Origin of the sequence: Amycolatopsis ponsaeliensis, from assembly GCF_030182635.1 — a bacterium.
Classification (GTDB): domain Bacteria; phylum Actinomycetota; class Actinomycetes; order Mycobacteriales; family Pseudonocardiaceae; genus Amycolatopsis; species Amycolatopsis ponsaeliensis.
In genome coordinates, this window is sequence record NZ_JAPZLD010000032.1 from 110,142 (window position 1) to 136,318 (window position 26,177).

Consider the following 26,177-nt stretch of genomic DNA (forward strand, 5'->3'; position numbering starts at 1 on the left):
GACATTTTGCCGGTTTACAACGTTGTTCCAACGATGTAAAAAGTACCTCAAGGCTCCCGCGGTGACTCCGATCACCCCGGTGAGCGGGCCCCACCGTCGCTGCCCGAGGAGTCACCGTGCCGCTGTCCACCCGTCCCCGCCTGGTCATGGTCACCGTGGCCGCCGCCGCGCTCACCCTCACCTCCTGCACCAGCCGGGAAGAGACCCCGGCCGCCCCGTCGAGCGGCGGCGGACCGGCCGCGTCCGCGCAGTCCGTCGCGCCGTCCGCCGACGGCTGCACGCTCGAGAAGACCGGTTACGCCAAGGTCGACCTCAAGACCGCGGTGGTCGGTTTCTCACAGTCCGAAAAGGAAGCCAACCCCTTCCGGATCGCCGAGACGCAGTCCATTCGCGACGAAGCCGCCAAGCTCGGCATCGCGAGCGACAAGCTGCTCGTCACCAACGCCCAGAGCGACCTGAACAAGCAGATCAGCGACATCAAGTCGATGCTCGACCGCGGCGCCCAGCTGCTCGTCGTCGCGCCGCTGAACTCCGACGGCCTCCAGCCCGCCCTCGACGCGGCGAAGGCCAAGAAGGTCCCGGTCGTCACCATCGACCGCAAGGTGACGTCGCAGCCGTGCACCGACTACCTGACCTTCATCGGCTCGAACTTCGTCGAACAGGGCAAGCGCGCGGCGCAGGAGATGGCCCGCGTCACCGGCGGCACCGGCAAGGTCGCGATCCTGCTCGGCGCGTCCGGCAACAACGTGACCACCGACCGCACGTCGGGCTTCAAGGACGAGCTGGCCAAGACCGCCGGCCTGTCCGTGGTCGCCGAGCAGACCGGCGAGTTCGACCGCTCCAAGGGCCAGGCCGTGATGGAGCAGCTCATCCAGAGCCACCCGGACATCACCGCCGTCTACGCCGAAAACGACGAAATGGGCGTCGGCGCCGTCAACGCGCTGAAGACCGCCGGCAAGACGCCGGGCAAGGACGTCAAGGTCGTCTCGATCGACGGCACCCGCAACGCCGTGCAGCTCATCGCCGACGGCAGCTACAACGCCGTGATCGAGTCCAACCCGCGCTTCGGCCCGCTGGCCTTCCAGACGCTGCAGAAGTTCGAGAGCGGCGAGGCCATCCCGGCCAGCATCGTGATCACCGACGACCAGTACGACGAGACCAACGCCGCGCAGAAGGTCGGGAACGCGTACTGATGACGGCAGCCACCGAAGAGGACGTCGCCATGACGACCGCACCGGTGCTCGAGGTGGCCGGGGTGACCAAGCGGTTCCCCGGCACCCTCGCGCTCGACGACGTGAGCTTCGCGCTGCGGCCCGGCGAGGTGCACGCGCTCGTCGGGGAGAACGGCGCGGGCAAGTCCACGCTGATCAAGGTGCTCACCGGCGTCTACCAGCCCGACGAGGGCGAGGTGCGCCACCTCGGCGAGCCGGTGACGTTCAAGCGGCCGATCGACGCGCAGCGGGCCGGGATCTCCACGATCTACCAGGAGGTCAACCTCGTCCCGCTGATGAGCATCGCCGGCAACGTCTTCCTCGGCCGCGAGCCGCGCACCAAGACCGGTCTCGTCGACTGGTCCCGGATGTACGCCGACGCCCGCGAGCTGCTCAAGGGCTACGGCATCGACGACGACGTCAAGCGCCCGCTGCACTCCCTGGGCGTCGGCGCGCAGCAGATGGTCGCCCTCGCCCGCGCGGTCTCGACCGACGCCAAGGTCGTCATCATGGACGAACCGACGTCGTCGCTCGAGCCGCGCGAGGTCGAGACGCTCTTCGAGGTGCTGAACAGGCTGCACGCCGAAGGCATCGCGATCGTCTACGTCAGCCACCGGATGGACGAGCTGTACCGGGTCTGCGAGAGCGTCACGGTGCTGCGCGACGGCCGGGTCGTCCACAGTGGACCGTTGAAGGACCTGCCGCGCATCGAGCTCGTGTCCAAGATGCTCGGCCGGGAGATCAAGCAGATCCGCGAAGAGGGCGTCACGGCGTTCGGCGAGGAACACGACGTCGAGCGCGAACCGCTGCTCAAAGCGGAGAACCTGTCAGGCATGCGGAAGCTGCACGACGTCTCGGTGAGCATCCGGCCCGGCGAGGTCGTCGGCCTCGCCGGCCTGCTCGGCTCCGGCCGCAGCGAGACCGCGCGGGCCATCGTCGGCGCGTTCCCCCTCGACGGCGGAAGTGTGCTGCTCGCGGGCAAACCGCTCAAGAAGGGCAAGATCGCGGCGGCCATGCGGGCCGGGATCGCGTTGCTGGCCGAGGACCGCAAGACCGACGGGATCATCCCGAACCTCTCGGTCCGCGAGAACATCGTGCTGGCCGCGCTGCCGACGCTCTCGCCGTTCGGCCTGGTCAGCAAGGCCAAGCAGGACAAGGTCGTCAAGATCTTCATGGACCGCCTGCGGATCAAGGCGTCCAGCCCGGAGCAGAAGGTGTCCGAGCTCTCGGGCGGCAACCAGCAGAAGGTGCTGCTCGCCCGCTGGCTCGCCACCGGCCCGAAGATCCTGCTCCTCGACGAGCCCACGCGCGGCATCGACGTCGGCGCCAAGGCCGAGGTCCAGGCCCTGATCGACGAGCTCGCGCAGGAAGGACTCGGCGTGCTGCTCATCTCGTCCGAGCTGGAAGAGCTGATCGACGGCTCCGACCGCGTGGTCGTGCTGCGCGACGGCTCGGTCGTCGGCGAGCTGACCGGCGACCGCATCACCGAGGAGAACGTCTTGACCGCGATCGCAGCCGAGGCTGACAACGATGTCTAGCGCCACCCTGACCAAGACTCCCGACCGCGCGAAAGTCACGGCGTGGCTGCAGAACTACGGCGTCTACCTGGCCGTCGTCGTGCTGCTGCTGTTCAACGTCGTGTTCACCGAGAACTTCCTGTCCGCGGCCAACTTCCGCACCCAGCTGGTGCAGGCGGCGCCGGTCTGCATCGTCGCGCTCGGCATGGCGCTGGTGATCGGCACCGAGGGCATCGACCTGTCGGTCGGCTCGGTGATGGCGATCTCCGCCGCGCTCATCCCGCTCTACCTGGGCGCGGGCCCGCTGATGGCGATCATCGTCGCCGTCATCGCGGGCGTGGTCTCCGGTCTCTTCAGCGGATACCTGGTGGCCTACCTGGGGATCCAGCCGATCATCGCGACCCTGGCGCTGCTCGTCGGCGGCCGGGGACTCGCCCTGGTCATCGCCCACGGCCAGCTCGTCCAGCTGCACAACCAGGAGTTCCTGGAGCTCGGCACCGGCGACTTCCTGGGCGTGCCGATCATGGTCATCGTCGCGGGCGTGCTCGCGGTGCTGGCCGGGCTGGTCGTGCAGCGCACGACGTTCGGGCGGCACCTGGTCGCGGTCGGCGGCAACCGCGCCGCGAGCACCCTGGCCGGGCTGCCGGTGAAGCGCGTGCTCATCAGCGTCTACGTCATCTCCGGCGCGCTGGCCGCGGTGGCCGGCGTGCTGGCGACGTCGCGGCTGGCCGCCAGCGACCCGAGTGACGTCGGCCTGCTCATGGAGCTGTCCGCGATCACCGCGGTCGTCGTCGGCGGCACCCCGCTGACCGGCGGCCGGGTCCGCGTGCTCGGCACCGTGTTCGGCGCACTGCTCATGCAGCTCGTCCAGGCGACCCTGATCAAGCACAACCTGCCGGACTCCACCGCGCAGATGGTCCAGGCGGCCATCATCATCGTCGCGGTCTACGTCGCCCGTGAGCGGAGCAGCAAATGACCGCGACCCAGACCCAGGCCCGCAACGCGGCGTTCGCGGGCGTCCTGCAGCGTCAGGGCGCGGCTGTCGTGCTCGTGCTCGGCCTCGCCGCGTCGTGGTTCGCGTTCCCGCACTTCGGCACCGCGGACAACCTGCGCAGCCTGGTGTTGCAGGGCTCGTTCCTCGCAGTGATCGCGCTGGGCATGACGTTCGTGATCATCTCCGGCGGCATCGACCTGTCGGTCGGCTCGAACTACGCGCTCGGCGGCGTTCTCGCCGCGTACGGCGCGCAGTACGGGCTCGTCGTCGCGATCCTGCTGCCGCTGGCCGTGTGTTCGCTGATCGGGTTCGTCAACGGCGTGCTCATCGCGCGCACCGGGATGGCGCCGTTCATCGTCACGCTCGCTTCCCTGCTGTTCGCGCGCGGTCTGTTGCTGGCACTGACGTCCGAGGGCGCGACGACGTACAAAGTGGACCCGGGATCGGCGTTCCTCTGGCTCGGCCAGGGCACGATCTTCGGCGTCGGCGTCCCGGTGTACCTGACGCTCATCCTGTTCGCGCTCGGCGGACTGCTGCTGCGCCGCACCCGGTTCGGCCAGTCGGTGTTCGCCATCGGCGGCGCCGAGCAGTCCGCGCTGCTGATGGGGCTTCCGGTGGCCCGCACCAAGATCAGCCTCTACACCCTCAGCGGGGCGCTCGCCGGGTTCGCCGGCGTCCTCACCGCCGCGTACCTCCAGTCCGGCGTCACGGTGATCGGCGTCGGCACCGAACTGGACGCGATCTCGGTCGTCGTCATCGGCGGGACGCTGCTCACCGGCGGCGCCGGGACGATCATCGGCACCCTCGTCGGCGTGCTGCTGCGCACGCTGATCCAGAACGTCATCAACCAGATCGGCACTCTCGACTCCAACTACCAGACGGTGGTGAGCGGGGCCTTCCTGCTCGTCGTCGTGGTGATCCAGCGCCTGCTGGCGCGTTCCCGAACCCGCTGAGCCCCGTCCCCCACCAGGAGGTCTCAACGATGTTCCGCCCTGCCCGAAAAACCCGGAGATGGCTGACCGCGGCCGCCGCGTTCGCCGTCGCGGTCGCCGGCCTCGGCACCGCCCCCGCCGCGAGCGCCGCCGACGCACCCCAGTGGCAGCGGCTCACCCCGCCGCTGTCGACGCCCTGGACGAAGGACGTCTCGCCCACGAACGCCCTGCCCGACTACCCGCGGCCCCAGCTGACCCGCGACAACTGGCAGAACCTCAACGGCGTCTGGGAGTTCGCGAAGGCGACCCCGGGTGAAGCCGCGCCGGTCGGGAAGACGCTCGGCGAGCGGATCCTCGTGCCGTACCCGGTCGAGTCCGCGCTGTCCGGGATCATGCGCCACGAGACGAACATGTGGTACCGCCGCACGTTCGAGGTCCCCAAGAACTGGCAGATCGGCAAGGGACAGCGGCTGCAGCTGCACTTCCAGGCCGTCGACTACGACGCGACGGTCATCGTCAACGGCAAGACCGTCGGCCGCCACACCGGCGGCTACGACGCGTGGTCGGTCGACGTCACCGACGCACTGACCACGGCCAAGACCCAGGAGCTCGTCGTCGGCGTCGCCGACCCGAACGACCAGGGCGGGCAGCCGATCGGCAAGCAGCGCCAGCCCGGCGACGGCATCTTCTACACGCCGTCCTCCGGCATCTGGCAGACCGTGTGGATGGAGCCGGTGGCGACCGCGCACATCGACCGGCTCGACGTCACCCCCGACGTCGCTTCCGGCTCGGTCACGGTGAACGCCGTGGTCGGCGGACCGGTGAAGCAGCGCGTCGAGGCCGTCGCCTACGACCACGGCCGCCCGGTCGGACGGGTCAGCGGTGACGCGAACAAGCCGTTGAAGCTCAAGGTGGACCGGCCGCACCTGTGGTCGCCGGACGACCCGTTCCTCTACGACCTGCGCGTGCGACTGTCCACAGGGGACGAAGTCGGCTCGTACTTCGGCATCCGGTCGATCAGCGTCGGCAAGACCGCCGACGGCAAGCAGCGGATGCTGCTCAACGGCAAGTTCGTCATGCAGGTCGGCCCGCTCGACCAGGGTTTCTGGCCGGACGGCATCTACACCGCGCCGACCGACGCGGCGCTGAAGTTCGACCTGCAGCAGGAGAAGGCGCTCGGCTTCAACATGGTGCGCAAGCACATCAAGGTCGAGCCGGACCGCTGGTACTACTACGCCGACAAGCTCGGTCTCATGGTGTGGCAGGACATGCCGGCGATGAAGGACGACGTCGAGCCGACGCCCGCGTCGCGCGTCAACTACGAGTCCGAGATGCACCGGATGATCGACCAGCACCGCAGCTTCCCGTCGATCGTCACGTGGGTGCCGTTCAACGAGGGCTGGGGCGACTACGAGGTCGGCCGGATCGCCGACGAGGTCAAGTCGTGGGATCCCTCGCGGCTCGTCAACGCCGAGTCCGGCGTCAACTGCTGCCGGTCCGAACCGGACAGCGGCAAGGGCGACATCTACGACGACCACACCTACACCGGGCCGGGAACGCCGGTGCAGACCGGAACCCGCGCCGCGGTCGACGGCGAGTACGGCGGCCTCGGCCTCAAGGTCGACGGCCACCAGTTCGACCCGGCCGGCAGCTTCGCCTACGAGATGGAACCCGACAGCGCGACGCTGACCCGGCGCTACGGCGAACTCCAGCAGCGCCTGCTGCTGGTCGCCCAGCGGTGCGGCGTCTCGGCCGGCGTCTACACGCAGACCACCGACGTCGAGAAGGAGGTCAACGGCTTCTTCACCTACGACCGGCAGGTGAAGAAGATGGACTTCGCGGCGGTCCGCGCGGCGAACCTCGCGGTGATCAAGGGCGCGACGGGTGCACCCGTTTCGGGTCCGTCGGTACCCGCGGGTACCCCGGGCATCGACGGCATCGCGGCGTACGGCTTCGACGAAAACGCGGGCACGACAGCTGCGGACTCGGTCGGCGACCACGACGCCACGCTCGTCGGCGGCGCGTCCTGGACCGAGGGCAAGAGCGGTTCGGCGCTGGCGGTGAACGGGTCGGGCCAGTACGCCGACACGGGCGCGGCCCTGGTGAACACGGAAGGCAGCTACAGCGCGGCGGCGTGGGTGAAGTTCAACGCCGTGGGTGACGGCTTCCAGACCGTGGTGAGCCAGGACGGCGACAACACCAGCGCGTTCTTCCTGCAGTATTCGGGCCAGGACCACCGGCTGGCGATGAGCTTCGTGGGCACGCGGGCCCTGGCGCCCACGGCTCCGGAGGCGAACCGCTGGTACCACGTCGTCGGCGTCCGCGACGCGGCCGCGGGCACGCTGAAGCTGTACGTGGACGGGCAGCTGGCGGCCACGAAGAGCGTCTGCCTCGGCGACGCGTCGACGGGCCACACCGTGATCGGCCGCGGCAAGTACGGCGGCGGCCCGGTCGACTACCTCAACGGCGCGGTCGACCAGGTCCACGTCTACGACCGGGCGCTGTCCGACGCGGACGTGAGCGCGTTGTACAGCAGCGGCAAGTAGGCAACCGGAAACACCCCTGAAGCGTGTTGGGCCCGGGGACCGCGATCGCGGTCCCCGGGTCTCGCATTTCAGGGGGTGAGCCTTTTGGGCTCCGGAAGATCAAAAGCGGGCATCATCACCGCCACGGCGGCGCTGCTCATGGCCGGCACGGCGATTCCGGCATCGGCAACGGAGTACTCGACGCTGCGGTCGGCGTCGTGGTCCTATGTCGACTCGGCCGCACCGAAGACCGCGTTCGTCAACCCGGCCGGAGACGCGCCCGTCGGCGCGAAGGTCACGGCCGACCACAAGAAGCACGTTTCGAAGTCCTACTTCACCTTCGACCTCTCCGGGCTGGCCGGCGCCACGGTGCTCGACGCGCGCCTGACCACCGGAGAGACCGCGGTCGCCGACTGCACGGCGGCCCGCGGCACCGAGCTCTGGGTGACCGCGCCGGCGAAGAAGGCGCCGACGTGGGCCGACCAGCCCCGGGAGCTGAGCCGGCTCTCGGGCCGGAGCGACCCCGCCGAATGCCCGGCCGAATTCGTCGGCTGGGACGCCGAAACGGCGCTGCAGCAGGCGATCGACGCCGGTCGCACGTCGCTGACCCTGGCCATGCGCCTGCCGGACGGTCAGCAGGACAACCCGCGGTTCGGCCGCACCTACCGGCCGGTGCTGTCGGTGAGCCTGCAGGAGAACCAGCCGCCGGTCACGCCGACCGCGCTCAAGACCGGCGAGCACCCGTGCGCGGACAACCCGCTCGTCCGGCGCGGCGGCACCGGCCTGTCGGCGACCGTGCGCGACCCGGACGACATGAACTTCTCGGCCGAGTTCGCCTGGTGGCCGGTCGACCACCCGGACCAGCGCGCGACCGGGACCGACGACATCTACGGCTCTCTCTCCACCTACTACGACCCCGGCGCGCAGCTCGCCGACGGCGTCACCTACGCCTGGCAGGTCCGCGCGAAGGACAGCCTGGCCGCGAGCCCGTGGAGCGTGACCTGCCGGTTCACCACCGACTTCACCGCGCCCGCCGCGGGCCCGGTGATCACGTCGGCCGACTATCTGCCCGACGACATCACCAGGGGCGGCACGGGAATCCCGGGCTCGTTCACCTTCGACGCCCAGGGCGACACCGACGTCATCGGCTTCACCTGGGACGGCGGGTACGTCGTCGCCGACCACCCGGGCGGCAAGGCCACGGTGAGCTACACGCCGTCGAGCAGCGGACCCCTGAACATGTACGCGTGGAGCGTCGACGCGGCCGGGAACACGTCCCCGTCGGGCGGCTACCGGTTCTGGGTGGCGGGGAACGAGCCCGCGGTCGCCTGCACCCCGGCGTCGGACTACGTCGGCGTTCCCCGGCAGTGCACCTTCACCCCGCACGGCAACGGCGGCGCGACCGCCTACGTCTGGAAGTTCAACCAGGGCACCGAAACCACGGTGCCGGCGGGCGCGGACGGCACGGCGACGGTCACCATCACCCCGACCGAACCCGAGCAGTTCCAGACCCTGATGGTCCGGACGAAGCTCACCAACGGCAACCTCACCGCGGCCACCACGCACCACCCCGGCATTCGCCTCGGCGAGCCGACGGTGGACGTGCCGGACGAGGTGGCGGTCGGCCGGCCCACGGAATTCACGTTCCACGCCGTGCTGCCGGGGTCGGCGAGCTTCGGCTACAGCTGGGACTTCGGCGACGTCATCACCGTGCCGGCGGGCCCGGACGGCGTCGGGAAGGCCACGATCGTCCCGGCCGAGTCCGGGTACCACCAGCTGAGCGTGTTCAGCAGCACCGCCGCGGGCCTGCGGTCCGGGACCACCGACACCTACGTCGACGTGGTCTCGAACCAGCCGACGGTGACGAGCACGGACTACCCGGAGAACAGCTTCGGCGGCGGCACCTCGATCCCCGGGACCTTCACGTTCTCGGCTCCCGCAGCCGTGAGCTACACCTACGTCTTCGGCGACGAAGCCGCGGCCACGGTCCCGGCGGGAGCCGACGGCGCCGCCACGGTCACCCTGACCCCGCTGCACGCCTACTCGCAGACGCTGCTGGTGACCGGCACGTTCGCCGACGGAACGCAGTCGGAAACCCGGCGGTACGACTTCTACGCCAACCAGATCACGCCGCAGCTGTCCTGTGACACCAGCGGCGCGGTGCGGCCGGGCCAGGAGGTGCACTGCACGCTCACGACCACCCAGCCGAACGCGGTGTCCTTCCGCTACGTGCTGGGCGGCCAGTCGGAAGCCACCGTGCCGGCGGCGAACGGGAGCGGCACGATGACGTTCACCGTGCCGGCCGGCCAGACCGACGGGATGTCCCTGTACGTACGCAGCGTCAACGCGCTCGGGCTGGCGTCCGACCCGCTGAGCACCGGCTTCGACGTCGTCGCCGGCTCGGCCGACCGGACGGCGCACGCGGTTTGACGCCCGTGACGGCCACCCCGCCGGGTGGCCGTCACGGTTGTCCTGGAGCGCGCTCCAGCCGCTACCGTCGTTGACATGACAGAAGATCGCTTCGAACGCGGCCACCGGGCACTGATCGACCTCAACGGCGAGGAGACCACCCAGCGCGTGCTCGACGGCCTCGCCGACATCTCGCCGAAGCTGGCCGACAGCATGGTCGCCTGGGGGTTCGGCGAGATCTACTCGCGCCCGCAGCTCGTGCCGCGGGACCGGCAGCTCGTCACGCTCGGCATGCTCACCGCGCTCGGCGGGTGCGAGCCGCAGCTGGAGGTGCACGTCAACGCGTCGCTCAACGCCGGGCTCACGCCGGAGGAGATCGTCGAGGCGCTGCTCCAGTCGGCCGCCTACTGCGGCTTCCCGCGGGCGCTGAACGCGACCGCCGTGGCGAAGAAGGTCTTCGGGGAACGCGGGTTGCTGCCGGTGGCCGACTGATGAAGGCCGTGGTGTTCGGCGCGAGCGGCATGGTCGGGCAGGGCCTGCTGCGCGAGTGCCTGCGCGACGAGCGGGTCGAAGCCGTCCTCGCGGTCGGCCGGTCCGCCCTCGGCGAAGAGCACCCGAAGCTGACCGAACGCGTCGAGAAGGACCTGTTCGCCCTCGAGCCGATCACCGGGTACGACGCGTGCTTCTTCTGCCTCGGCGTGTCCTCGGTCGGGATGGCGCCGGAGGAGTACGAGCGGATCACCTATCAGCTGACGCTTTCGGTGGCCGGGAAACTGCCGCCGGACACCACTTTCGTGTACGTCTCGGGGGCCGGCACCGACAGCACCGAACGCGGCCGGGTGCGCTGGGCACGCGTCAAGGGCGCCACCGAGAACGCGCTGGCGAAGCTGCCGCTGCGGACGTTCTCCGTCCGCCCCGGCTACATCCAGCCACTGCACGGGGTCACGTCGAAGACCACGCTGTACCGGACGCTCTACCGCGTCGCGATGCCGCTGTACCCGGTGCTGCGGCGGCTGTTCCCCGGCTTCGTGACGACCAACGAGGAGCTCGGCCGGGCGATGCTCGAAGTCGCCGAGAACGGCTACGAGAAGCCCGTGCTCGAGAACGCGGACATCGTCACCGCCGCCGCGCGACGAGCCCGGCCAGCAGGTTCGTGAGCCCTTCGGCCAGCGCGGCCGCGAACTCCGGAGCGGCGCCCACCTCGGCCGCCGCCTTCGCCACGACGTCGGTCGGGTTCGCGAACGGCCACGCGCCCGACACCAGGACCACGACCCCGAGCGCGAACTGACGGGCGCCGTCGGCCGACAGCTCCGGCACCCGCGTCCGGACCAGCGCGCCGAGCCGTTCGGTGCTGGCCGCCGCGCGCCCCTTGAAGCTGCGCGCGAACTCCAGCGAGATGTTGCGCTCCAGCACCGGCGCCATCGAGCTGATCAGCTCGCACAGCAACCGCCGCTCGGCGAGCGTCGCGGCGATCGTCCCCGCGACACGCTCTTCGCGTGCGAAGCCGGGATCCGCCGGTGCCGGGTCGCCGAGCTTTCCTTCGAGGTCGTCGAGCCACGCGGTCCACGCCGTGTCGAGGACTTCGAGGAAGACCGCCTCGCGGCTGTCGAAGTAGCGGAGCACATTGGACTTCGCGAGCCCGACGTGGCAGGCGAGCTCCCGCAGGCTGATGTCGGCGACCGGGCGCTCGGCCAGGAGCTCGCGCGCGGCGGCGAGGATCGCGGTGCGGCGCGCCTCGATCTGCTCGGGCCGCCGGGCACGCTGGAATCCGGCGCTCATGGCGCCGACAGTATCCTTCTCAGCCGCTGTGCGCGGCCTCCCGGCGCGTCTTGACCCGTCGATAGCTCCAGATCAGCAGCGCGAAGAGGATCACCGACGACAGGATCAGGCTCGACCCGGTGCTCCAGCCGCCGAACGGCAGCGACTTCACCGTGCCCCAGACGATCCCCGCGGCCAGCAGCGCCAGCCCGGCCAGCACCGAACCGGCGATCCGCAGCGGCGACGACACGCTGTCTTCGGCCGCCTTCATCGCCCGGTCACGCACCGGGTCGACGTACCGCTCGAGCGCCGGGAACTCCGACGCGAGCAGCAGGAGCCCGGCGAGCACGAGCAGCAGCCCGGGGCCGGGCAGGACGAGCAGCAGCACCCCGACCACCAGCAGGACGACACCCGCCACCGTGATCAAGATCCGCTTCGCCTGTTTGCCGATGCCCACTGGGCGTCTCCCCTCGTTTCGCCCGATTCTTCCTGGTTGCGGCCTCGCGTGCCACCCACGACCGCCCGCGCCCTGGCCGCGGCCACGCTCAGCCCGGCCAGCGCGACCACGCCGAGGGCGACCACGAGCCCCGGCCAGACGTAGAGCACCTGGGCATAGGTACCCCGTCTTCCGGCGAATACCACCCCGAGCAGCTGCGGCAGGAACACGAGCGGGAGCAGCGGCAGCAACGGCGGCGCGACCCGCCACCACCGGGGCTTCCGCCGGGCCCGCCGGACGCCCACGATCGCCAGGGCCACCGCTATGAGGGCCAGCGCGGCGAGTACCCGGTCCGCGACCACCCCGGCCGGCAGCGCGGGCTCCGGCGAACCGCCCTGGACCAGCGTCGCGATGCCTTGCGCCAGCAGTTCGGCCTCGTTGTCCAGCGCCATCCCCATGGGCGTCACGACCGCGACGCCGTAGCCGTCCGGGAGCAGGATCTGCGCCGCGGTGTGGCTGAACCACTCGCCGGTGTGCCCCACCTGCCCCGCCCGGACGGTCCAGCCCAGCGCGTAGTCGCGGCCGGGCGCCGGGGTGTGCGCCAGCGCGGTCGACGCCGGGGACAGCACGCCGCCGCCGTCCTGCTGGGCCGTGAGCCACCGCGCGAGGTCGGTCGCGGTGCTCAGGACCCCGTGGCTGCCGCCGGTGAACCAGTCCGGTTCGGACACCGGGACCTCGATGCCGAAGGCCCGGACGTACCCGGTGGTCCCGGCCGGCGGCTCGTCCACCGTGGTGCTCGACGCCATCCCGAGCGGGGCGAACAGCCGCGTCCGCAGGTACTCCGCGAACGGCTGCCCGGCCACGACCTCGACGATCCGGGCGGCCACTTCGTAGTTCGGGTTGTGGTAGTGGAACTCCGCCCCCGGGTCGCTCGCCAAGCCCGCGTCACGCAGGCGCTCGACCGCTTCGGCGAGGGTGTGCGGCTGCGGCAACTCGAGGTCCGGGAACGCGGAGTCGGCCATCCCGGACGTCTGGTCCAGCAGCATCCGGACGGTGATCCGCGCGCCGCGCGGGTCGGCGAGCCGGAAGCCGGGCAGGTAGCGCGTCACGGGCTCGTCGAGCGTGATCCGGCCCGCCTCGACGAGCTGGAGCACCGCGAAGGCCGTCATGGACTTGCTCAGCGACGCGATCGGCAGCCGGGTCGACGCGGTGATGGGCGTGTCCGAGGCGTCGTGGCCGTAACCCGCGACGCGCACGACGTCACCGCCGCGGGTGACGGCGACCGCGGCGCCGGGCAGGCCGGTGTGGTCGAGGTAGGCGCGGACGTACCCGTCGATGTCGTTCGTCGCGGCCGCCGCCGGGGTCGCGGTGCCGAGCAGGAGCGCGGCGAGCACGAGGAGAAGCCTGGTCATGCGGGTCAACGTAGGTACCGGGCGGGGTCGACGGCGGCTGCCGGACGACGTCGGTCACCCCCGACTTTCGGCAGGTACTTGACAGCCCGCTTATATTCAACTCATCAGTTGATAAACAGATTGGTTGATAAAGATGACGGTTGACGAGGAGGCGCTGGACCGGGCGTTCACCGCCCTCGGCGACCCGGTCCGCCGGGCGCTGGTCGCGCGGCTGTCCCGCGGCGAAGCGACGGTCAACGAGCTGGCCGAGCCCTTCGCGATCACGAAGCAGGCGGTGTCCCGGCACATCCAGGTGCTGGAGCAGGCGGGCCTGATCACGCGCAGCCGCGACGGGCAGCGCCGGCCGTGTCACCTCGTGCCGTCCGCCCTCGAGGCCCTCACCAGCTGGATCGACACGTACCGGCTGGCGACCGAACACAGCTACCGGCGGCTCGACGCCGTCCTCGAAACGCTGAAGGAAACGCCATGAGTTTCCTAAGTCAACCCCTCCGCCTTGTTGATCTTGGTGGTGGTGTGGACGTCAGGGTGGTAGCAGGTTTTGTCGCGCCAGCAGGCCCAGATGACGCGCAGCCAGGCGCGGGCCAGGATGCGCACCGCGTGGGGATGGCGTTTGCCCCGGGAACGCGCGTTGTTGTAGATCGCGGCGGCCCAGTCGCTCTCGTGCCGGCTGTTGTCGGCGAAAGTCATCAGGGCTTGCCGGGCGCGGCGGTTGACCGCGTGCCGGAAGTTGACCTGGCGGTGTTTGCCGGATTCCTTGGTGACCGGGGCGGCGCCGGTCTCAGCGGCCAGTTGCGCGCACCCGATGGCGCGTTCGAGCATCGGGCCGATCTCACCGACGACCTGGCCGAGGTTGACGGTGCCGATCCGGGGCAGTCCGGCGATCAGTTCGGCCCAGGGATGGGTCTTGATCGCCTCAGCGATGGCGGTATCCAGTTCGCGGATAGTGACGCACAGGGACCGCACCAGCCGCACTTGGACACCGACCAACCGGGTGATCACGTGCCGGCCCAGCCGGGAGGCCGCCGCAGGGGCGGCGCGCAGCCGCTCGATCAGCACGCTGCCGGGTCGTTTGCCGGAGTAGCCGTGGCGTTTGCAGAACGCTTCCAGCCGACCGGCGGTCAAGCGGGCCGCGTCCGCGGGCGTGGGGTAGCGGTCCAGGAAGGTCAGGGCGATGTCACTGTCCAGGCTGGCGAACACGGCTTTCCCGCCGGGCCAGTGCTCATCCAGCAGTGCGGCAAGCTGGTTGACCGCCGCGACGCGCGCTTCGACGTGGTCGGCGCGTTGCCGGGTCAGCGCTTGCAGTTCCAGCGTCTCGGGCAGCGTGGGCGCCAACGTCCGCAACTGGTGGCCGTCGGTGCGCAGGTAGTCCGCGAGCTTGAACGAGTCACCGGGGTCACTCTTGGCCCGGGCCGCGCCCCAGCGGGGGCGGACGGCGTTGAAGGCGTTGGGGTGTATGGGAATCACGGGGTGCCCGGCGGCCAGCAGCCGGTCCACGACCAGTCCCCGGGTGGTCTCGATAGCCACGGGCAGCCCGCCTGGGGCGCCGTGGCGGCGCAGCCGGGCCAGGGTGCCGGCAATCCCGGTCTCGGCGTGGGCCAGCGCCCATCGGTCGGTCCTCGCTCCGGCCTGGTCGATCACGGTCACATCGTGCGGCCCGCTGGCCCAGTCCCATCCCGCGAACACGCGCGCGGTGCTCCTTCTCTCACGGTGAAGGACCCGCTCGGTGGTGAGGACGCTGTCCGGAAGCTCATTAATCGGCCCTCGACCAGGTCGGGGCATGTTCCTAAGGCCGGTAAAGCGGCCTCGGCCCGGCGGGGCTGGCAGTACTCATGCTGGCCGTTAAGCGGCGCGCACCAAAGGCCATGCACCCACCGGGACCGAGTGGTCACAACCCTATCCGTTCGGGCTGCAACAGGGATGGTGGCCTAATGAGCACCACGATCACCGCCCAGCCGGGAACGCCGTTCATCGAGATCACGCGCGAGTTCGCGGCCACGCCGTCGGCGGTCCTCCGCGCGCACACCGACCCGGACCTGATCGTGCAGTGGCTGGGCCCGCACGGGATGGAGATGGAGATCGTCGAGCTCGACGCGAGGTCAGGAGGTGCGTACGACTACATCCACCGCGACGAGCGCGGCGAGTACCGCTTCCGCGGCGTGTACCACACGGTGAGCGCCGACCGGATCGTCCAGACTTTCGAGTACCTGGGCGCGCCCGGCGACGTCACGCTGGACTCGATGGTGTTGACCGACGTCGGCGGCCGCACACGCCTGGTGACGCACTCGGTGTTCCCCTCGGTGGAGGCGCGCGACGCGGCGCTGGAGAGCGGGATGAGCCGCGGGATCACGGAGTCGTACGAACGGCTCGACAAGGTGCTGGCGGACTGAGATGGCCGGGGTGGTAGCGAGTTTCTGCATGTCACTGGACGGGTTCGTGGCCCGGCCCGACGATTCGGTCGGGCCGCTGTTCGACTGGTACACCGCGGGCGACGTCGAGGTGCCGATGGTCGGCTACCCGATGACTTTCCGGGTTTCCCCTTTGAGTGCGGACTACTTGCGGTCGTTCATGGACTCGGTCCGTCATGGCGCGTTCGTCTGCGGGCGGCGGGTGTTCGACTACACCCACGGCTGGGGCGGGAATCCTCCTGGCGGGGGTGCGGCTTTCGTTGTCACGCACCGGCCTCCGCCTTCGGATTGGCCCGCTTCTCATCTTGCGCCGTTCACTTTCGTCTCTTCGGTCTCCGAGGCTGTTTCGTTGGCCTTGGCTGCCGGGGATGGGTCTGTGGGGGTCTCCGGGCCGAACGTTGCTCAGCAATGCCTCGAGCTGGGGCTTCTGGATGAGGTTCGGATCGATCTCGTTCCTGTTCTGCTCGGGTCCGGGGTTCGGTACTTCTCTGACGTCGACAGTGCTGCTTCGCTTGAGCAGGTTGAGGTTGTTGTCGGTTCTGGGGTTACACACTTGCGTTATCGGGTTCGGTACCCACAGTCTTAAAGATGCGGCTTCGCCGGGGCGTGGGAAATCGGCGCTTCGTGTTGTTGCCTCTTGCTCGGTGCGAGAGCGCCGATTCCCCGCGCAACGGTGTCCCTGCCGCACTTGGCCTGGATCATCCTTTCGAGTGATGACATGTGTTCGAATGTTGGTAATCTTGTTGTGTGGACAGCGAAGCGGTGTGGAAAGCGGATGCGGTGGCCCTGGCCGACCGCATCTCCGCCCTGCTCACTGTTGTGCGGTCTGCTGAGGCCGAGATCGGTTCTCTGCTGGCGGAAATCGAGTCCCGCGGTGTCATGGAGTTGTTCGGATACCGTTCCGTGGCACGGCTCTTCGAGCACCTCGCCGACATCCCCAAGGCTGCCGCCGAGACCGTCGTCAAACGAGCCCGCGCCCTCACCTCCAGCCACACTCTCGACGGCACCCCCATCCCCGCGGTCGCTCCCGCCACCGGTCTTGCTGCCTCGGATGGCCGGTTGAGCACCCCGATGATCGACACGATCGTCGGCGTGATAACCCAGATCCCACCCGAGCACCGCGACGAGGCCGAGCAGCACCTGCTCACGTTCGCCTCCGAGGCCGGCCACAAACAGGTCGCTGCCTTGGGCGCCCGGATCGTGGCCCACCTGGACCCCGACGGAGCCGAGCCCGACGAGACCGAACCGGCCACGCCCAGCCGCGAATTGTCGTTGCGCCGCAAAAGAACCGGGTTCTGGGAACTGAACGGCCGATTCGACGACGAGACCGGCGCCCGAGCCAGCGCCCTGCTGGACTCCCTGGCCCAACGCCGCACGACCGACGAAGGCCCAGACTTGCGTTCGCCGTTGGAACGCTACGGCGATGCGTTCTCCGACGCGATCGACCTGGCCCTCAACTCCCCGGAGCTGCCGCTGCAGGCCGGCGAACGAGCCCACGTCATGGTCACGGTCTCCCTGGCGGACCTGAAGTCCGGCGTCGGCCGGGCCACCCTCGGTGACCTGGGCACGATCTCGGCCGCCGAAGCCCGAATCCACGCCTGCGACTGCATGCTCATCCCCGCGATCCTGGGCGGCAAGAGCGAACCCCTCGACCTCGGCCGCCAGCGCCGCTTGATCTCCACCCCACTGCGCCGCGCGCTCTACCTGCGCGACCGCGGCTGCGCCTTTCCCGGGTGTCATCGCCCACCCCGGCATTGCCAGGGTCACCACATCCAGGAATGGGCTGCCGGCGGGCCGACCGAGCTGGGCAACCTGGTGCTGATGTGCGGTCATCACCATCGGTTGTTGCATCGCTCGGGTTGGCAAGTCCGCATCGCGGCCGACGGGTTGCCCGAGTTCTTGCCGCCGGTGTTTTTGGACAAGCGCCGAAAACCCAGGCGTAACAACCTCCACGAACCGTTGCCGTTCGCGGCGTGAATAACCGAACACGGGGAAAGGCCCGCAGCCAACCGGCTGCGGGCCTACACCCACGCCACTCAAGGCCCGAGCTCATCCGCAATCCCAAAGCGCCCAGCCACCCACCCCGAGCTCGCAGCGCTGAGCAGCTATTCCGAGTACACACCCGAAGTTGCGCCGGTTCAGCTTCCGGCCACCTCGCGCATCCGACCCAACAGGTCAGAACCTCAGTCGAGGCAGAACTCGTTACCCTCCACGTCCTGCATCACGATGCAAGACTCATTGAACCCATCAGCCACCAGCACCCGCTCCTGCACTGCCCCCAGCGCAACCAACCGCGCACACTCCGCCTGAAGAGCGGCCAACCGCTCCTCCCCCACCAACCCGGTACCGACCCGCACATCGAGGTGCACCCGGTTCTTCACGACCTTCCCCTCGGGCACCCGCTGGAAGAACAACCGCGGCCCCACCCCCGAAGGATCACCGCACGCGAACGCCGAGCCCTGGCGATCCGCCGGCAGCGAACTGTCGAAATCCGCCCAGCTCGCGAACCCCTCCGGGGGTGGCGGCACCACGTACCCCAGCACCTCGCACCAGAACCGGGCCACGCGCTCGGGTTCCGCGCAGTCGAACGTGATTTGAACCTGCCTGATCGACCCCATCGGCCCAGCCTAAGCCACCCTCACTCGCCCGCGCCCGCCAGCAGCTGCTCGAACGGGACGAACGCCGGCTCCTGAGCCAAAGCAGGACGTCCGGCGGCGAGCGACGCCAGCTCCGCTCCTGCCTTCTCGATCCGTCGCTGCAACGCCCCCTCCCCGCTCCCCCAGTCCGACGAAGCCGCGTACACCCCGGTAGCCACCGGGTCCGCCTTCAAGTACCCGAACAACGGCCGCAGCTGGTAGTCCAGGACCAGGGAATGCCGCTCGGTTCCGCCCGTCGCGCCCAGCAGGACCGGCTTGCCCGCCAACGAGTCCGCGTCCAGCACGTCGAAGAACGACTTGAACAGCCCGCTGTACCCGGCCGTGAACACCGGCGTCACCACCACCAGCGCGTCGGCGTCGACCACCGAAGCGATCGCCGACCGCAGTGCCGGGCTCGGAAACCCCGTCAGCAGGTTCTTCGTCACGTCCAGCGCGATGTCCCGCAGCTCCACCACCGAAACCGACACCGGCGACGACGAGGCGGCGACCGTGGCCGCCGCCAGCCGGTCCGCCAGCAGCCGGCTGGACGACGGGACCGACAGCCCCGCCGTCACCACCGCGAGCTTCATGCCGGCACCTCTTCCGAAACCGAAGCCGAAGCAGCAGCCACCAGCGAAGCGTGGGTAGGAGCGTCCGGAACATGAGCCGGCCGCATCGAGTCCAGCTCCTTGCGCAGCACCGGCACGACCTCCGAGCCCAGCAGATCCAGCTGCTCCAGCACCGTCTTCAGCGGCAGGCCCGCGTGGTCCATCAGGAACAGCTGACGCTGGTAGTCACCGAAGTGCTCGCGGAACGTCAGCGTCTTGTCGATGACCTCCTGCGGGCTGCCCACGGTCAACGGCGTCTGGTCGGTGAACTCCTCCAGCGACGGGCCGTGGCCGTACACCGGCGCGTTGTCGAAGTACGGGCGGAACTCGTTCCACGCGTCCTGGGACTTGGGCCGGATGAACGCCTGCCCGCCGAGGCCGACGATCGCCTGGTCCGCCGTCCCGTGGCCGTAGTGCTCGAAGCGCTGGCGATAAAACGCGATCAGCTGTTGGAAGTGCGACGTCGGCCAGAAGATGTGGTTGGCGAAGAAGCCGTCGCCGTAGAACGCCGCCTGCTCGGCGATCTCCGGGCTGCGGATCGACCCGTGCCACACGAACGGCGGGACGTCGTCGAGCGGCCGCGGCGTGGACGTGAAGCCCTGCAGCGGCGTGCGGAACTTGCCGGACCAGTCGACGACGTCCTCGCGCCACAGCCGGCGCAGCAGCGCGTACTTCTCGATCGCCAGCGGGATGCCCTGGCGGATGTCCTCGCCGAACCACGGGTACACCGGGCCGGTGTTGCCGCGGCCCATCATGAGGTCGACGCGGCCGTCGGCCAGGTGCTGCAGCATCGCGAAGTCCTCGGCGATCTTCACCGGGTCGTTCGTGGTGATCAGCGTCGTCGACGTCGACAGGATGATCTTGGACGTCTGAGCCGCGATGTGCCCGAGCATCGTCGTGGGCGACGACGGCACGAACGGCGGGTTGTGGTGCTCGCCGGTCGCGAAGACGTCGAGACCGACCTCCTCCGCCTTGAGCGCGATGCGGACCATCGCCTTGATCCGCTCGTGCTCCGTCGGCGTGGTTCCGTTCGTGGGATTGGTCGTGACGTCGCCCACCGTGAAGATTCCGAACTGCATGACCTGCTCCCTTCGCGACCCCCATCTTACATGCGCGTTCAACTACTTCCAAGCAAGAGATATTCCGGCCGTCAAAGCCGTAGGGGGCACCAAGTAAGGTCTGGGACATGGACGCGGAGCTCGGTCGGCTGGGTCTGGCAGAACGTTCGGTACGCCTTCTCACGGGCCGCGACATCTGGGGGTCGATCACGCCGCTGCTCGCGCCTCGCCGGAACCTGGTGGCGGCCTTCGGCCACGTCGGGCCCGGCGCGGCGGCGCTGCTGCCGTTGGAACCCGGAGACACGGTGATCACGGACGCGAGCCTGGACACCGTGCTGTCCGGCGCGACGAGTCCGCACGCCCTGCTGCACTGGGTGAAGGCGGGCGTGATCGTGCACTCGCTGCGCGGGCTGAACGCGAAGCTGGTGATCGCCGAGGACGAACCGTCGTTCGTGGTGGTCGGCTCGGCGGACGTCACCGCCGCCGGCCCGCGGCAGCTGTTCGAAGCCGTGACGGTCTCCCACGAGAAGCACACCGTCGAGGAGGCCCAGGAGGCCTGGCTCGAGTGGTGCGACCTCGCGGGACCCGCGCTGACGGCGGGTGACCTGGAGCCGCTCCTGGAGCAGTACGGCGCCGGCAAGCTGGTCACCTCGCCGCGCCCCGCCACCCCCAGCCGCCCCGCGGCACCCGCCCGGCCCGTGGTCACGAGCCGCCCCGCGACGCCGGTCCGGCCCGCCGCCCCGACCCCGCCGCCGTCCCCCGTCCGGCCCGCTCCGACGCCGCCGCCCGCCCCGGTCGTCGAGGTCGCGCCGGCTCCCCCGGCCGAGCCGGCCCCGGAACCGGTTGCGGCACCGGCCGTCGCGAACGAGCCGGAAGCGGCCGACACGCCGGAGACGGTGGAGTCTTCGGACTCTCCCGAGACCCCGGAGACCGACGTCCCCCGGCCCTCCTGGCCGCGCCCGGCCGAGCTGTACCTCGTCAGCCTCGTCGAAGGCGGCGAGCCGTCGGCCGAGGCCGAGTACCGGCTCGAAGAGCTGACGCGCGATTACACCCACCCCGGCGAAAACGGCGAGCAGCCGTTCCGCGTCGAGCTGTTCTGGGCCGACGACGGCCAGGGCCAGGACCCGCCGCGCACGCTCCGCGCGGGCGTGCACGTGATCCGCGTCTACAGCCAGAAGCAGGGTCGCGCCCTGGTCGGGTCGCGGATCGAAGCCCCTGGTCTCGTGCTGCAGGCCTACACCGACGAGTTCGCGTACCCGCGCCGCACCTACTGCTACATCCTGACGCGGGAGACCGCCGCTCGGCCGCTGTTCGGCGAGCTCCGCAAGGGCCTCGCGACGATCGGCGAGAAGCCGAACTTCCGGAACAGCTTCCAGGTCCCGCGGAAGATCGAAGCCCTGCTCGGCCTGTGGCCCGACCTGGGCTACGACCCCAAGTAGCGGGCGGCGCGCGCCACTCCGGAGCAGGGAGCGCGCGGAAGTTGTCGGGGTGGGCGGATATCCTGCAGTACGGTGCAGGCCGAGTCCGCACCACCACCAGCACTTTTCGCGAGCCACGATCCGGGAGAACGACCCTGTGACTGCCGAGACCTTGTACGGGGCCGACGACCTCACGCACCTCGAGGGGCTCGAGGCCGTCCGCAAGCGCCCCGGGATGTACATCGGTTCCACCGACAGCCGGGGCATCAACCACCTCTTCTCCGAGGTGGTGGACAACTCGACGGACGAGGGCGTCGCCGGCCACGCGACGAAGATCGTCGTCACGCTGCACGCCGACAGCAGCGTCCAGGTGGACGACGACGGTCGCGGCATCCCCACCGGCACCCACGCGAAGTCCGGTTTGTCCGGCGTGGAGCTGGTCCTGACCCGGCTGCACGCGGGTGGCAAGTTCGGCGGATCGGGCTACAAGACCTCCGGCGGCCTGCACGGCGTCGGCGCTTCGGCGGTCAACGCGCTGTCCCACCGCTTCGACGTCACGGTCAAGCAAGAGGGCAAGGTCCACCAGATGTCGTTCAAGCACGGCATCCCCGGCACCTTCGACGCGCCCGGCCCGAAGGCGAAGTTCACCCGCCGGTCCGGGCTGAACCTCACCGGCAAGATGAAGCGCGGCGAGCGCAGCGGCACGTCGATCCGCTACTGGTACGACTCGCGCTACTTCGAGTCCGGCGCGGCGCTGGACGTCGAGGGCGTGCGCGCGAAGCTGCGCAACACCGCGTTCCTCGTCCCGGGTGTCACGTACGTGCTGCGCACGGCGATCGAAGACACGATCAACGAAGAGACCTTCCACTTCCCGCACGGCCTGGTCGACATGGTCGACTTCCTCACGCCGTCGGGCGAGAAGCCGGTCTGCGGCACGCTGCTCATCACCGGTGAGGGCACCTACAAGGAGAACGCGGCGGACGCCGCCGGCGTCATGCAGTCCAATGTGGAGCGCCACGCCGAGGTCGAGGTGGCGCTGCGCTGGGGCACCGGCTACGAGCGCACCGTCGAGTGCTTCACCAACACGATCCGCAACGTTCACGGCGGAACGCACCGCCGCGGGTTCGACCGCGCGATGGCGAAGGCGTTGCAGGACGCGATCTCCAAGACCCGCGGGCTGCTCAAGCCCAAGGAGGACATGCCGACGATCGAGGACGTCCTCGAGGGCATGACGGCCGTGGTGCACGTCCGGCTGCCGGAGCCGCAGTTCACGTCGCAGACGAAGGACGAGCTGTCCACCGCGGGTATCACCCGGGTCATCCAGGGCATCGTCGACAAGCACGTGAAGGCCTGGACCGAAGACCGCAAGACGAAGTCCGAGGCCAAGGTCGTGCTGCAGAAGGTGGTCGACGCCTCGCGCGTCCGGCTCACCCAGAAGCAGCAGAAGGACGCCGCGAGGCGCAAGACCGCGCTCGAGGGCGCGGCGATGCCGCCGAAGCTGGTCGACTGCCGCACCACCGGCGTCTCCCGCAGCGAGCTGTTCCTCGTCGAGGGTGACAGCGCGCTGGGGTCGGCGCGCATGGCCCGCGTGTCGGAGTACCAGGCGCTGCTGCCGCTGCGGGGCAAGATCCTGAACGTGCAGAAGGCGTCGCTCGGCGACACGCTGAAGAACGCCGAGATCGCGTCGATCGTGCAGGTGCTGGGCGCGGGCACCGGGCGCACGTTCGACCTGACGACCATGCGCTACGGCCGCGTCATCCTGATGGCGGACGCGGACGTCGACGGCTCGCACATCCGGACCCTGCTGATCACGCTGTTCGCGAAGTACATGCGGCCGGTGATCGAGGACGGCCGGCTGTACGCGGCGATGCCGCCGCTGCACAAGCTCGTCACCAAGGGCCGCAACCCGGAGACGCACTTCACGTACACGCAGCAGGAGATGGAGTCCAAGTACGCGGAGCTGGAGCGGGCGGGCAAGAGCATCGTCACGCCGGTGCCGCGGTTCAAGGGCCTCGGCGAGATGGACGCCGACGAGCTGTGGGACACCACGATGAACCCGTCCACCCGCTCGGTCCGCCGGATCACCATGGACGACGCCGAAGCCGCCGAGAACGCGCTGGAACTGCTGATGGGCGAGAAGGTCGAGCCCCGGCGGAACTGGCTGGTCGCCTCTTCGGACCGGATCGACCGCGACGCCATCGACGCTTAATTTTCGCAGCTACCAAGGAGTTCTGCCGTGGCACGCCGCAAGGGCACCACCACCAAGGTCGATCCCAGCGCGTTCGACTCCGCCGGGGCGAACGTCTTCGACAACTCGCTGAAGACCGAGATCGAAGACAGCTACCTGGAGTACGCGTATTCGGTCATCCACTCGCGCGCCCTGCCGGACGCGCGGGACGGGTTGAAGCCGGTGCACCGCCGGATCCTGTACTCGATGAACGAGAACGGCTACCGCCCGACGCACGCGTACGTGAAGTCGTCGCGCGTGGTCGGCGACGTGATGGGCAAGTACCACCCGCACGGTGACGTCGCGATCTACGACGCGATGGTCCGGCTGGCGCAGGACTTCTCGCTGAACGTCCCGCTGATCGACGGCCACGGCAACTTCGGCTCGCCCGACGACGGCCCGGCCGCCTCGCGGTACACCGAAGCGCGGATGTCGCCCGAGGCGATGCAGCTGGTCGGCGAGCTCGGCGAAGACACCGTCGACTTCCGCCCGAACTACGACGGTTCGCTCGAAGAGCCGTCCGTGCTGCCCGCGGCGTTCCCGAACCTGCTGGTCAACGGCACGTCCGGGATCGCGGTCGGGATGGCGACCAACATGATCCCGCACAACCTCGGCGAGGTCGTCGCGGCGGCGCGGTGGCTGATCACGCACCCGTCCGCGACGCTCGACAAGCTGATGGAGTTCGTGCCCGGCCCCGACCTCCCGACCGGCGGCAGCCTGCTGGGCCTGGACGAGGTCCGACGCGCGTACGAGACCGGCCGCGGCGTGGTCCGGATGCGCGCGAACTGCGAGACCGGGCCCCTCGAAGGCAGCCGCGGGCGGCAGGCGATCACCGTCACCGAGCTGCCCTACGGCGTCGGCCCGGAGAAGGTGATCGAGAAGATCACCGACGAGGTCAACAAGTCCAAGCGGCTCACCGGCATCGCCGACGTCAAGGACCTCACCGACCGCGAGAACGGCACGCGGCTGGTCATCGAGTGCAAGGTCGGCGTCAACCCGCAGGCCCTGCTCGCGGACCTGTACCGGCTCACGCCGCTGGAGCAGTCGTTCGGCATCAACAACCTGGTCCTCGTCGACGGCCAGCCGCAGACGCTGGGCCTCAAGGAGCTGCTGGAAGTCTTCCTCCGGCACCGCTACGAGGTCGTCACGCGGCGCACGAAGTACCGGCGCCGGAAGCGTGAAGAGCGGCTGCACCTGGTCGACGGCCTGCTGATCGCGCTGCTGAACATCGACAAGGTGATCAAGCTCATCCGCGAAAGCGAGAACGCGCAGGCCGCGAAGGACGGCTTGATGACGCGCTTCAAGCTGTCGGAGATCCAGGCGACGTACATCCTCGACACTCCCCTGCGCCGGCTGACCAAGTACGACCGGCTGGAGCTGGAGTCGGAGCAGGAGCGGCTGCGCGAGGAGATCGCCGAGCTGTCCAAGATCCTCGACGACGAGTCGGTGCTGAAGAAGCTGGTCTCGGCGGAGCTGGCGAAGATTGCGAAGGACTTCCCGACCGAGCGCCGCACGTCGCTGATCGACGGTGACCTCAAGGAGGTCCTGGCCGCGTCGAAGCCGTCCGGTCCCCTGGAGGTCACGGACGACCCGTGCCAGGTGATCCTGTCGGCGACCGGCCTGGTGGCGCGTACGGCGGCGGAGTCCGAGGAGTCGACGGAGACCCGCCGGCGCAACGGCCGGGTGAAGCACGACGCGGTGGCGGCGGTGGTCCACACGACCGCGCGTGGCCAGATCCTGCTGGTGACGAGCCGCGGCCGGGCGTTCAAGACGGACGTGCTGCCGTTGCCGGTGCTGCCGGAGCAGGCGGGCACGGTGTCGTTGCGTGGCGGCATGGCAGCTCGCGAACTGGTCCCGCTGGAGAAGGGCGAGACGGTCGTCGGCATCGCGCCGCTGGGCGAGCAGGCGTCGGGTTCCCCCGGGTTGGCGCTCGGTACGAAGGCCGGAGTGGTGAAGATCTGTTCGCCGGAGTGGCCGGTCCGCTCGGACGAGTTCGAAGTGATCAGCCTGAAGGACGGCGACGAGGTAGTCGGCGCGACGTGGCTGACGGACGGCTCGGAGACGCTGGCCTTCGTGTCGTCGGAGGCAGCACTGCTGAAGTACGCGGCGTCGCTGGTCCGCCCCCAGGGCCTGAAGGGCGGCGGCATGGCGGGCATCAACGTGGGCGCGGGTTCGACGGTCTTCTTCGCGGCGGTCCGCACGGACGACGACGAGCACGGCGAGCCGCTGGTGATCACGTCGACCGGGCAGAGTGTGAAGGTCACGCCGTTCAGCGAGTACCCGGCGAAGGGCCGCGCGACCGGCGGTGTCCGGGCGCAGCGGTTCTTGAAGGGCGAAACGGCTCTGCGTGTCGCTTGGATCGGCCCCCGCCCGGCCGGCGCGGCCCGCAACGGCGACCCGGTGGAGCTCCCGGAGATCGACGTCCGCCGCGACGGCTCGGGTCACGCGCACCCAGGTCCCGACGTGGTGGGCCACCTCATCGAACGCGACTGAGGTCGTGAGTGGGAAACAGGGTTAGACCCCTGTGCTTGAGTTCAGGACATCGTGAACAGTTGATGTTTCAGGACATCGTGAACACTGACCGGCCTGTCAGTGTGATGACCAGGGCTTTTGTGGTGATCATGCGGCGAT

22 protein-coding genes are annotated in these 26,177 nt (G+C 69.6%); 15 read left to right on the plus strand and 7 right to left on the minus strand.

Going from position 1 to position 26,177, the window contains the following annotated elements:
- Positions 1-116: 116 nt before the first annotated feature.
- The 8 genes from QQ657_RS37225 (at position 117) to QQ657_RS37260 (ending at position 10,745) form a co-directional block, all read left to right on the plus strand.
- Positions 117-1,193, plus strand: coding sequence for an ABC transporter substrate-binding protein (locus QQ657_RS37225; protein WP_284747021.1), 1,077 nt, complete (start codon positions 117-119; stop codon positions 1,191-1,193).
- Positions 1,193-2,749, plus strand: a complete 1,557-nt coding sequence (locus QQ657_RS37230; RefSeq protein ID WP_284747022.1) for a sugar ABC transporter ATP-binding protein — start codon at positions 1,193-1,195, stop codon at positions 2,747-2,749. Before QQ657_RS37225 ends, QQ657_RS37230 begins: the two co-directional genes overlap by 1 nt.
- Positions 2,742-3,704 carry an ABC transporter permease gene (locus QQ657_RS37235; RefSeq protein WP_284747023.1) on the plus strand — a complete coding sequence of 321 codons (963 nt, stop codon included), beginning with the start codon at positions 2,742-2,744 and terminating at the stop codon, positions 3,702-3,704. The genes QQ657_RS37230 and QQ657_RS37235 overlap by 8 nt, the downstream gene beginning before the upstream one ends.
- Entirely contained in the window at positions 3,701-4,675 is a 975-nt protein-coding gene (locus QQ657_RS37240; RefSeq protein WP_284747024.1) for an ABC transporter permease, read from the plus strand. The genes QQ657_RS37235 and QQ657_RS37240 overlap by 4 nt, the downstream gene beginning before the upstream one ends.
- 29 nt (positions 4,676-4,704) lie before the next feature.
- Positions 4,705-7,200, plus strand: coding sequence for a LamG-like jellyroll fold domain-containing protein (locus QQ657_RS37245; protein WP_284747025.1), 2,496 nt, complete (start codon positions 4,705-4,707; stop codon positions 7,198-7,200).
- Positions 7,201-7,275: 75 nt separating this feature from the next.
- Positions 7,276-9,609, plus strand: a complete 2,334-nt coding sequence (locus QQ657_RS37250; protein ID WP_284747026.1) for a DNRLRE domain-containing protein — start codon at positions 7,276-7,278, stop codon at positions 9,607-9,609.
- Between the two features lie 75 nt (positions 9,610-9,684).
- Positions 9,685-10,080 (plus strand): carboxymuconolactone decarboxylase family protein, encoded by a 396-nt coding sequence (locus QQ657_RS37255; protein WP_284747027.1) that lies wholly within the window; start codon positions 9,685-9,687, stop codon positions 10,078-10,080.
- The gene (locus QQ657_RS37260) at positions 10,080-10,745 is read left to right on the plus strand and encodes a Rossmann-fold NAD(P)-binding domain-containing protein (RefSeq protein WP_284747028.1); all 666 of its coding nucleotides are present in this window, start codon (positions 10,080-10,082) and stop codon (positions 10,743-10,745) included. Before QQ657_RS37255 ends, QQ657_RS37260 begins: the two co-directional genes overlap by 1 nt.
- On the opposite strand, the gene QQ657_RS37265 is transcribed toward QQ657_RS37260, so the two are convergent.
- Genes QQ657_RS37265 through QQ657_RS37275 form a run of 3 tightly spaced genes read right to left on the minus strand, consistent with a single transcriptional unit; the run spans position 10,705 to position 13,194 of the window.
- Positions 10,705-11,367, minus strand: coding sequence for a TetR/AcrR family transcriptional regulator (locus tag QQ657_RS37265; protein ID WP_284747029.1), 663 nt, complete (start codon positions 11,365-11,367; stop codon positions 10,705-10,707). The genes QQ657_RS37260 and QQ657_RS37265 overlap by 41 nt on opposite strands.
- A 19-nt stretch (positions 11,368-11,386) precedes the next feature.
- On the minus strand, positions 11,387-11,803 hold the full coding sequence (locus tag QQ657_RS37270; RefSeq protein ID WP_284747030.1) for a PGPGW domain-containing protein: 417 nt from the start codon (positions 11,801-11,803) through the stop codon (positions 11,387-11,389).
- Positions 11,770-13,194 (minus strand): serine hydrolase domain-containing protein, encoded by a 1,425-nt coding sequence (locus QQ657_RS37275; RefSeq protein WP_284747031.1) that lies wholly within the window; start codon positions 13,192-13,194, stop codon positions 11,770-11,772. The genes QQ657_RS37270 and QQ657_RS37275 overlap by 34 nt, the downstream gene beginning before the upstream one ends.
- Positions 13,195-13,327: 133 nt before the next feature.
- Here QQ657_RS37275 and QQ657_RS37280 point away from each other — a divergent pair, with 133 nt between their 5' ends.
- The gene (locus QQ657_RS37280; protein WP_284747032.1) at positions 13,328-13,663 is read left to right on the plus strand and encodes an ArsR/SmtB family transcription factor; all 336 of its coding nucleotides are present in this window, start codon (positions 13,328-13,330) and stop codon (positions 13,661-13,663) included.
- A gap of 5 nt (positions 13,664-13,668) precedes the next feature.
- Here QQ657_RS37280 and QQ657_RS37285 read toward each other — a convergent pair whose 3' ends face one another.
- Complete coding sequence (locus QQ657_RS37285) at positions 13,669-14,973, minus strand: IS110 family RNA-guided transposase (RefSeq protein ID WP_434056815.1); 1,305 nt, start codon at positions 14,971-14,973, stop codon at positions 13,669-13,671.
- A 149-nt stretch (positions 14,974-15,122) separates the two neighbouring features.
- Between QQ657_RS37285 and QQ657_RS37290 the strand changes: the two genes are divergently transcribed.
- The 3 genes from QQ657_RS37290 to QQ657_RS37300 all read left to right on the plus strand — a co-directional run bounded on the left by QQ657_RS37290 (position 15,123) and on the right by QQ657_RS37300 (position 17,576).
- Entirely contained in the window at positions 15,123-15,581 is a 459-nt protein-coding gene (locus tag QQ657_RS37290) for an SRPBCC family protein (RefSeq protein ID WP_284747034.1), read from the plus strand.
- Between the two features lie 28 nt (positions 15,582-15,609).
- The gene (locus QQ657_RS37295) at positions 15,610-16,185 is read left to right on the plus strand and encodes a dihydrofolate reductase family protein (protein WP_434056816.1); all 576 of its coding nucleotides are present in this window, start codon (positions 15,610-15,612) and stop codon (positions 16,183-16,185) included.
- Between the two features lie 161 nt (positions 16,186-16,346).
- A complete protein-coding gene (locus tag QQ657_RS37300) occupies positions 16,347-17,576 on the plus strand; it encodes an HNH endonuclease signature motif containing protein (RefSeq protein ID WP_284747036.1) in 1,230 nt (409 codons plus the stop codon).
- A gap of 206 nt (positions 17,577-17,782) precedes the next feature.
- Here the strand turns inward: QQ657_RS37300 and QQ657_RS37305 are convergent, their stop codons facing one another.
- Genes QQ657_RS37305 through QQ657_RS37315 form a run of 3 tightly spaced genes read right to left on the minus strand, consistent with a single transcriptional unit; the run spans position 17,783 to position 19,922 of the window.
- Complete coding sequence (locus QQ657_RS37305; RefSeq protein WP_284747037.1) at positions 17,783-18,217, minus strand: VOC family protein; 435 nt, start codon at positions 18,215-18,217, stop codon at positions 17,783-17,785.
- A 20-nt stretch (positions 18,218-18,237) separates the two neighbouring features.
- Positions 18,238-18,825, minus strand: coding sequence for a CE1759 family FMN reductase (locus QQ657_RS37310; RefSeq protein ID WP_284747038.1), 588 nt, complete (start codon positions 18,823-18,825; stop codon positions 18,238-18,240).
- Complete coding sequence (locus QQ657_RS37315; protein ID WP_284747039.1) at positions 18,822-19,922, minus strand: LLM class flavin-dependent oxidoreductase; 1,101 nt, start codon at positions 19,920-19,922, stop codon at positions 18,822-18,824. The genes QQ657_RS37310 and QQ657_RS37315 overlap by 4 nt, the downstream gene beginning before the upstream one ends.
- Before the next feature lie 107 nt (positions 19,923-20,029).
- Here QQ657_RS37315 and QQ657_RS37320 point away from each other — a divergent pair, with 107 nt between their 5' ends.
- The 3 genes from QQ657_RS37320 to QQ657_RS37330 all read left to right on the plus strand — a co-directional run bounded on the left by QQ657_RS37320 (position 20,030) and on the right by QQ657_RS37330 (position 26,039).
- On the plus strand, positions 20,030-21,340 hold the full coding sequence (locus tag QQ657_RS37320; protein WP_284747040.1) for a phospholipase D-like domain-containing protein: 1,311 nt from the start codon (positions 20,030-20,032) through the stop codon (positions 21,338-21,340).
- Positions 21,341-21,476: 136 nt separating this feature from the next.
- Positions 21,477-23,528 (plus strand): DNA gyrase/topoisomerase IV subunit B, encoded by a 2,052-nt coding sequence (locus QQ657_RS37325; protein WP_284747041.1) that lies wholly within the window; start codon positions 21,477-21,479, stop codon positions 23,526-23,528.
- 27 nt (positions 23,529-23,555) lie between these two features.
- Positions 23,556-26,039 (plus strand): DNA gyrase/topoisomerase IV subunit A, encoded by a 2,484-nt coding sequence (locus tag QQ657_RS37330; protein WP_284747042.1) that lies wholly within the window; start codon positions 23,556-23,558, stop codon positions 26,037-26,039.
- Positions 26,040-26,177 lie beyond the last annotated feature (138 nt).

Excerpts from the sequence above, each read along its gene's own strand:
- QQ657_RS37255 (WP_284747027.1), top strand. The coding sequence starts at position 9,685 with ATGACAGAAGATCGCTTCGAACGCGGCCACCGGGCACTGATCGACCTC.
- QQ657_RS37285 (WP_434056815.1), bottom strand. The coding sequence starts at position 14,973 with ATGCCCCGACCTGGTCGAGGGCCGATTAATGAGCTTCCGGACAGCGTC.
- QQ657_RS37320 (WP_284747040.1), top strand. The coding sequence starts at position 20,030 with ATGGACGCGGAGCTCGGTCGGCTGGGTCTGGCAGAACGTTCGGTACGC.
- QQ657_RS37230 (WP_284747022.1), top strand. The coding sequence starts at position 1,193 with ATGACGGCAGCCACCGAAGAGGACGTCGCCATGACGACCGCACCGGTG.
- QQ657_RS37260 (WP_284747028.1), top strand. The coding sequence starts at position 10,080 with ATGAAGGCCGTGGTGTTCGGCGCGAGCGGCATGGTCGGGCAGGGCCTG.
- QQ657_RS37295 (WP_434056816.1), top strand. The coding sequence starts at position 15,610 with ATGTCACTGGACGGGTTCGTGGCCCGGCCCGACGATTCGGTCGGGCCG.
- QQ657_RS37290 (WP_284747034.1), top strand. The coding sequence starts at position 15,123 with ATGAGCACCACGATCACCGCCCAGCCGGGAACGCCGTTCATCGAGATC.
- QQ657_RS37275 (WP_284747031.1), bottom strand. The coding sequence starts at position 13,194 with ATGACCAGGCTTCTCCTCGTGCTCGCCGCGCTCCTGCTCGGCACCGCG.
- QQ657_RS37280 (WP_284747032.1), top strand. The coding sequence starts at position 13,328 with ATGACGGTTGACGAGGAGGCGCTGGACCGGGCGTTCACCGCCCTCGGC.
- QQ657_RS37310 (WP_284747038.1), bottom strand. The coding sequence starts at position 18,825 with ATGAAGCTCGCGGTGGTGACGGCGGGGCTGTCGGTCCCGTCGTCCAGC.
- QQ657_RS37245 (WP_284747025.1), top strand. The coding sequence starts at position 4,705 with ATGTTCCGCCCTGCCCGAAAAACCCGGAGATGGCTGACCGCGGCCGCC.
- QQ657_RS37235 (WP_284747023.1), top strand. The coding sequence starts at position 2,742 with ATGTCTAGCGCCACCCTGACCAAGACTCCCGACCGCGCGAAAGTCACG.
- QQ657_RS37240 (WP_284747024.1), top strand. The coding sequence starts at position 3,701 with ATGACCGCGACCCAGACCCAGGCCCGCAACGCGGCGTTCGCGGGCGTC.
- QQ657_RS37305 (WP_284747037.1), bottom strand. The coding sequence starts at position 18,217 with ATGGGGTCGATCAGGCAGGTTCAAATCACGTTCGACTGCGCGGAACCC.
- QQ657_RS37315 (WP_284747039.1), bottom strand. The coding sequence starts at position 19,922 with ATGCAGTTCGGAATCTTCACGGTGGGCGACGTCACGACCAATCCCACG.
- QQ657_RS37265 (WP_284747029.1), bottom strand. The coding sequence starts at position 11,367 with ATGAGCGCCGGATTCCAGCGTGCCCGGCGGCCCGAGCAGATCGAGGCG.